A 5,757-nucleotide genomic window follows, 5' to 3' on the forward strand; every position below is an offset into this window, starting at 1 on the left:
GTTCCGGACCGGAACAGCGCAAAAGTCCAGCACTCAACGGGTTACGCCGGGTACGTCTCCCGCAGCACCCGGGCCAGGTGGCGGACGATCTCCCGCGGCCCCGACCTCGCCGTGCCCCGCTCGACGTCGCTGTTGTAGTTCGTGTTGGTGTTCACGTCGTACGTCAGCACCCGGCCGTCGGCGGTCCGGATGTTCTCGATGCCCGCCACCTCGATGCCGTGCCGCTCGGTGAAGGCGAGGTACTTGGCCACCACCGGGTCGTCGTAGCCCTCGCGCTCGGAGAACAGGCCCCAGTCGTCGTCGGGCGCCATGGAGATGGTTGCGCCGACCGGCGGGATCGGGCGGCCCGTCTCCGGGTCGATGACGCACGCGTCGGCGGGGCAGAGCTGGAACCCGCCGCGCTCGGTGTCGCCGCGGACGGCGTAGACCATCTCGCCGCCCACGATCTCGACGCGCGTGATGCCGCCGTCGGCCGCCACGACGTACTCCTGGATCAGCGTGATGCCGTCGACGGGCTCCTCGTACTCGTCGGACCCGACGTAGTCGGCGAGGTCCTCGAACGAGTCGAACTTGCGCACGCCCAGGCCCTTTCCGCCCTGGTTGTGCTTGGTGACGAACGGCGTGGGGAAGCCCTGCGCCGCCTTGAGCACCTGGTCGCGCCCGACGGCGGCCACGGTGCGCGGCGTGTCGATCCCCGCGGCGCGCAGCGCGGTGAGCTGGTCCACCTTGCTGACCTCGAGCTCCAGCACGCGGCGGCCGTTGACGGTGCGGCGTCCGTACGCCTCCAGCCAGGACAGCACGGCGCGCGAGTAGTCCTTGGTCAGGCCGTGGTCGCGCGTGTGGCTGCTCGCCGAGATGCGCGACCAGAAGATCCCCTCGGGCGGCGCCTCGTCCAGGTCAAGGACGCCGTCGGTCAGCACCCACTCGACGTAGTCCACGCCCTCGGCCGCGAAGGCCTCGGCGAACGGGGGGAACCACTCGGGGTTCTCGTGCAGGGCATAGATCTTCGGGGCGCTCACAGGAACCTTCCGCACACATGGCTGACGGCTATGGGACCGAGCAATACTTTCACGCCGTCAGCGCAGGTCGGCTGTGTCCTGCGGCACAGCCGGCCCGGGCTGGTCCGACGTCGCGGCCGGCTCCTCAGGCCCATCGGACGCCGCAGCAGGCGCCGCGTCGACCTGCGCGAGCGAGCGCCGCGCCCCGGGGAACGCGAGGATCGCGCCCAGCACCGCGACCAGCAGGACGCCGGCCAGGACGAGCAGCGCCTCCACGGAGAACTGGTCGGCCAGGGGGCCGAACACCACCATGGACAGCGGCATCGCGACGGTCATGACGATCCCGACGAAGCCGAAGACCCGGCCCTGCATCTCGGGTTCGACCCGCTCCTGGATGATCGTCAGCGCGGGGGTGTTGAGCGCCGCGAACATGACGCCGATGATCAGGCCGATCGTGAAGAACACCCACATGTTCGTGGCCACGCCCAGCCCGGCGACCAGCACGCCGGTGGCGAGCACCGACCCGACCATGAGGCGCACCCGGCGCGTGATCCGGGGTCCGACCGACGCCATGATGATGCCGCCGAGCAGCATGCCGCCGCCCCAGAACAGCTCGTTGGCGGTCAGCTTCCACACCTCGTCGCCGAACGTGCGGGTGACCATGAGCGGCGTCAGGTAGCTCGGGGCGCCCACCAGGAACATCACCAGCGCGAACAGCGTGATGAGCCAGCGCACCGGCGCGTTGCCCCGGATGTACCGCACACCGGCGGCGAGGTCGCCGAAGTAGCTGACCGGCTCCCCGGCGTCGGACCGCACCAGGCGCGGCACCGCGACCAGCGCGAGCATGCCGACACCGAGCAGGGCGGTCACCACGTCCACGAAGAAGACGGTGACGATGTCGAACGAGGCGTAGATGACGGCCGCCAGGGCCGGCGCGAGCAGCATCATGCCCGACTGGATGGACTGGAAGAGGCCGTTGACGCGCATGAGCTGGTCGGTCGGCGTGATCTGCGGGATCATCGCGCTCACGGCCGGCGTCTGGATGCCCGCGAAGACCGAGCGCACGGCCAGCGCCGCGTAGATGACCCAGAGCGAGTCGACGCCGCTGACCATGAGCAGCGCGAGCCCGAGGGTCGCCAGCGCGATGACGGTGTCCGAGCCCATGATCAGGAACTTGCGGTGGTGCCGGTCGGCCCACACGCCGCCGAAGATCGACACGAACGCCTGCGGCAGCATGCCGAACACGATGCTCAGCATGAGCACCGACCCGGACCGGGTCTCGATGGTCAGGTGCCACATCACCGCGTACATCACCACCATCGACCCGAACAGGGAGATGGTCTGGCCGGCGAGGAACAGCCCGACGTTGCGCTTCCAGCGGGGCATGTCGACGTCGCTCATGGCTCAACCCTGCCTGACGAGGCCGCGGAACGCCGATGGTTTTTGAGATTCATGCCCTGTCCGACGACGGGCCGCCCCCGAACTCATCGCAGGAACAGCTCGACCACCGGCACCGCGACGTCGGGCCGTGCCGTGGGCAGGTGCAGCGTCAGGGTGCCGGGCGGCTGCCCGCCCGGGGTGGTGTTCCACGCCTTCTGGTCCGGGTCGCTGCGGGTGGCGCGCAGCTCGGAGCCGTCGTGCAGGAGCTGCGCGTAGCGGACCCGGTCGGCGAGCCCGCGCAGGTGCACGTGCGCGAACGGCCACGCGAACAGGTGCAGGTACAGCCGGTCGGCGCGCCGCGTGAGCACGACGCCGGGCGGCAGGCCGGGCGCGAGGCCCTCGGCCAGCGCGGGCTCCGCGGGGCCCGCGCCGTGGATCGACCGGCCGTGCAGCCGGGTCCACGCGCCGAGCGCGGCGAGCGTGCCGGCGTCGCGGGCCGGGATCGCGCCGCGCCCGTCGGGGCCGATGTTGAGCAGCAGGTTGCCGCCCTTGGACACCGTGTCCACGAGCATGCGGACCAGCAGGTCCGGGTCCTTGAACCGGGTGTTGTCCCGGTCGTAGCCCCAGCTCCCGTTGAGGGTCTGACAGGCCTCCCAGGTCAGCAGCGCGCCGTCGTCGTCCCGCATAGGCTGGTCCGGCTGGTACTGCTCCGGGGTGACCAGGTCGCCCGGGATGCCCAGGCGGTCGTTGACCACCGCCTGCGGCTGCAGCTCGCGGACCAGGGCGAGCAGCCCCTCGGCGTCCCAGTCCTCGGGGTACTTGCCGCGCCACCCGTCCCGGTCGTGCGCGTACGTGTAGTCGAAGAAGACGTAGTCGACGGCGCCGTACCCGGTGAGCAGCTCGCGCACCTGGGCGTGCAGGTACGCGCGGTACCGGGCCATGTCCCGGCCCTCGTTGAGGGCGTGGGCGTCCGGGTCGTCCCGGCGCGGGTGCAGGTAGTCCACGGTGAAGTCGGGGTGGTGCCAGTCGATGAGCGAGTGGTAGAGCCCCAGGCGCAGCCCCTCGGCGCGCACCGCCTCGGCGAGCTCAGCGACGAGGTCGCGCCCGCGCGTGCGTGCGACGGAGTAGTCGCTGACGGCGGAGTCCCACAGGGCGAAGCCGTCGTGGTGCTTGGTGGTCAGCACCACGTAGCGCATCCCGGCGTCCTTGGCGGCGCGCGCGATCGCGCGGGCGTCGAACAGGTCGGGGTCGAACACCTCGGCGTAGCGCGCGTACTGCTCGGCGGTCTGCCGCTCGTTGCTCAGCACCCACTCGTGCCGGGCGGCGGCCGAGTAGAGCCCGAAGTGCACGAACAGGCCGAACCTGGCCTCGGTGAACCAGGCCCGGTCCGGGTGCGACGGCGGGGCGGGCTGGACCGGCTGGGACATGGGCGGAGCACTCCTCGTCGAGCGGATGGTCCCGGAGCGGGGGAGAGGTATGACGTATCGCTCCGAGTGGGTCGATCCTATCGGGTCCGATGGGTGATCTGCCCCTTCGGTTCCCGGTGGATCGGTGCTATAGATTGGATGAATCGCCATCGCAGCCGCTTCCCAGGAGGAATATCCCGTGACCACAGCCCTTGAGTTCGACGGCGTCCGCGCCATCGTCACGGGAGGGGCGTCCGGCATCGGCGCCGCCGTCGTGACCGCCCTGCTGGAGCGCGGCGCGCAGGTCGTCGCGATCGACCGCGCGTCCGACGGCGTGCCCGAGGGCGCGTCCGGCGAGATCGCCGACGTGACCGACGACGCCGCCGTGCGCGCCGCCGTCGAGGCCGCCGCCCGGCGCCTCGGTGGCATCGACGTCGTCGTCAACAACGCCGGCATCGGCGCCCAGGGCACCGTCGCCGACAACGACGACGCCGAGTGGCTGCGCGTGCTCGACGTGAACGTGCTCGGCATCGTGCGCGTCACCCGCGCCGCCCTGCCGTACCTGCGCGCCTCGGAGCACGCCGCCGTGGTCAACACCGCGTCGATCGCCTCGTGGACCGGGCTGCCGCAGCGCGCCCTGTACTCCGCCAGCAAGGGCGCCGTGCAGGCGCTCACGCTCGCCATGGCCGCCGACCACGTGCGCGAGGGCATCCGCGTGACCTGCGTGAACCCCGGCACGGTCGACACGCCCTGGGTGGGCCGCCTGCTGGACGCCGCCGCCGACCCCGAGGCCGAGCGCGCCGCCCTCGAGGCGCGCCAGCCCACCGGCCGGCTGGTCAGCCCCGAGGCCGTGGCGCACGCCGTCTGCTACCTCGCCAGCCCGCTCGCCACGGCGACCACGGGCACGGCGCTCGCGGTCGACGGCGGCATGCACGAGCTGCGCGTCCGGCCGCCCGAGCAGTCCTGAACCCGGCCCGGAACCCGGTCCTGAACCCCCACGCACACCCGATCCGAGAACGAGGACACGATGCACCTGCTCCGCCTGGGCCCCGTCGGCCAGGAGATCCCCGCCGTCACCTCCGACGGCGTCACCTATGACCTGCGCCCCCTGACCGCCGACGTCGACGGCGCCTTCCTCGCCGCCGACGGCGTGGCGCGCACCCGGGCCGCGCTGGCGGCGGGGGAGCTGCCCGTGCTCGACGGCGCCGCCGAGCTGCGCCGCGGGGCGCCGATCGCGCGGCCGGCCGCCGTCGTCTGCATCGGGCAGAACTACGCCGCGCACGCCCGCGAGTCCGGCGCGGAGCCGCCCCGCCTGCCGATCATCTTCTTCAAGCACCCCAACACCGTCGCCGGGCCGGACGACGCCGTGCCGCTGCCGCCCGGCGCCGAGAAGGTCGACTGGGAGGTGGAGCTGGCGGTCGTGATCGGCCGGCGCGCGAGCTACCTGCCGTCCGTCGAGGCCGCCCGGGAGCACGTCGCCGGGTACACCGTGGTGGACGACGTCAGCGAGCGGGCATGGCAGCTCGACGACTCCCTGGGCCAGTGGTCCAAGGGCAAGTGCGGCCTGGGGTTCCTGCCCACCGGCCCGGCCCTCGTGCCGGCCGACGAGGTGGACCCGGGCGCCCTGCGGCTGCGCTCCTTCGTCAACGGTGAGCCGCGGCAGGACTCGTCGACGGCGGACATGATCTTCGGCGTCGCCGAGATCGTGCACCACCTGTCGCAGTACATGGCGCTGGAGCCGGGCGACCTGATCTGCACGGGCACGCCCGAGGGCGTCGCCCTCTCGGGCCGCTTCCCGTACCTGACGGACGGCGACGTCGTCACCCTGGAGATCGAGAACCTGGGGAGCCAGACCCACACCTTCACCTCTCTCCCCTGACCCACCTCGTTGAGTGCGGGCTATTTGTCGAGTAGACGCGTGTCGCTCGACAAATAGCCCGCACTCAACGGATGGGGGAGGGTCAGTCGAGCGG

At 71.9% G+C, this 5,757-nt stretch carries 5 protein-coding genes; 2 read left to right on the forward strand and 3 right to left on the reverse strand.

Annotated features, from left to right (window positions below; all coding sequences use genetic code 11):
* Positions 1–41 precede the first annotated feature (41 nt).
* The 3 genes from ACFWEJ_RS26620 to ACFWEJ_RS26630 all read right to left on the reverse strand — a co-directional run bounded on the left by ACFWEJ_RS26620 (position 42) and on the right by ACFWEJ_RS26630 (position 3,805).
* Positions 42–1,019 carry a RimK family alpha-L-glutamate ligase gene (locus ACFWEJ_RS26620; RefSeq protein ID WP_377232185.1) on the reverse strand — a complete coding sequence of 326 codons (978 nt, stop codon included), beginning with the start codon at positions 1,017–1,019 and terminating at the stop codon, positions 42–44.
* A 57-nt stretch (positions 1,020–1,076) separates the two neighbouring features.
* Positions 1,077–2,399: an MFS transporter gene (locus tag ACFWEJ_RS26625; protein ID WP_377232186.1), complete on the reverse strand. Its 1,323-nt coding sequence runs from the start codon at positions 2,397–2,399 to the stop codon at positions 1,077–1,079.
* Positions 2,400–2,482: 83 nt separating this feature from the next.
* Positions 2,483–3,805 (reverse strand): alpha-L-fucosidase, encoded by a 1,323-nt coding sequence (locus ACFWEJ_RS26630; RefSeq protein WP_377232187.1) that lies wholly within the window; start codon positions 3,803–3,805, stop codon positions 2,483–2,485.
* A gap of 178 nt (positions 3,806–3,983) precedes the next feature.
* Between ACFWEJ_RS26630 and ACFWEJ_RS26635 the strand changes: the two genes are divergently transcribed.
* The gene (locus ACFWEJ_RS26635) at positions 3,984–4,751 is read left to right on the forward strand and encodes an SDR family NAD(P)-dependent oxidoreductase (RefSeq protein WP_377232188.1); all 768 of its coding nucleotides are present in this window, start codon (positions 3,984–3,986) and stop codon (positions 4,749–4,751) included.
* A 60-nt stretch (positions 4,752–4,811) separates the two neighbouring features.
* Positions 4,812–5,663, forward strand: a complete 852-nt coding sequence (locus ACFWEJ_RS26640) for a fumarylacetoacetate hydrolase family protein (protein ID WP_377232189.1) — start codon at positions 4,812–4,814, stop codon at positions 5,661–5,663.
* The last annotated feature ends 94 nt before the right edge of the window (positions 5,664–5,757 follow it).

Origin of the sequence: Promicromonospora sp. NPDC060204, assembly GCF_042728455.1 — a bacterium.
Classification (GTDB): Bacteria; Actinomycetota; Actinomycetes; order Actinomycetales; family Cellulomonadaceae; genus Promicromonospora.

Bases quoted from the DNA above. Each gene is read 5' to 3' on its own strand.
- ACFWEJ_RS26625 (WP_377232186.1), bottom strand. From the start codon at position 2,399: ATGAGCGACGTCGACATGCCCCGCTGGAAGCGCAACGTCGGGCTGTTC.
- ACFWEJ_RS26630 (WP_377232187.1), bottom strand. From the start codon at position 3,805: ATGTCCCAGCCGGTCCAGCCCGCCCCGCCGTCGCACCCGGACCGGGCC.
- ACFWEJ_RS26640 (WP_377232189.1), top strand. From the start codon at position 4,812: ATGCACCTGCTCCGCCTGGGCCCCGTCGGCCAGGAGATCCCCGCCGTC.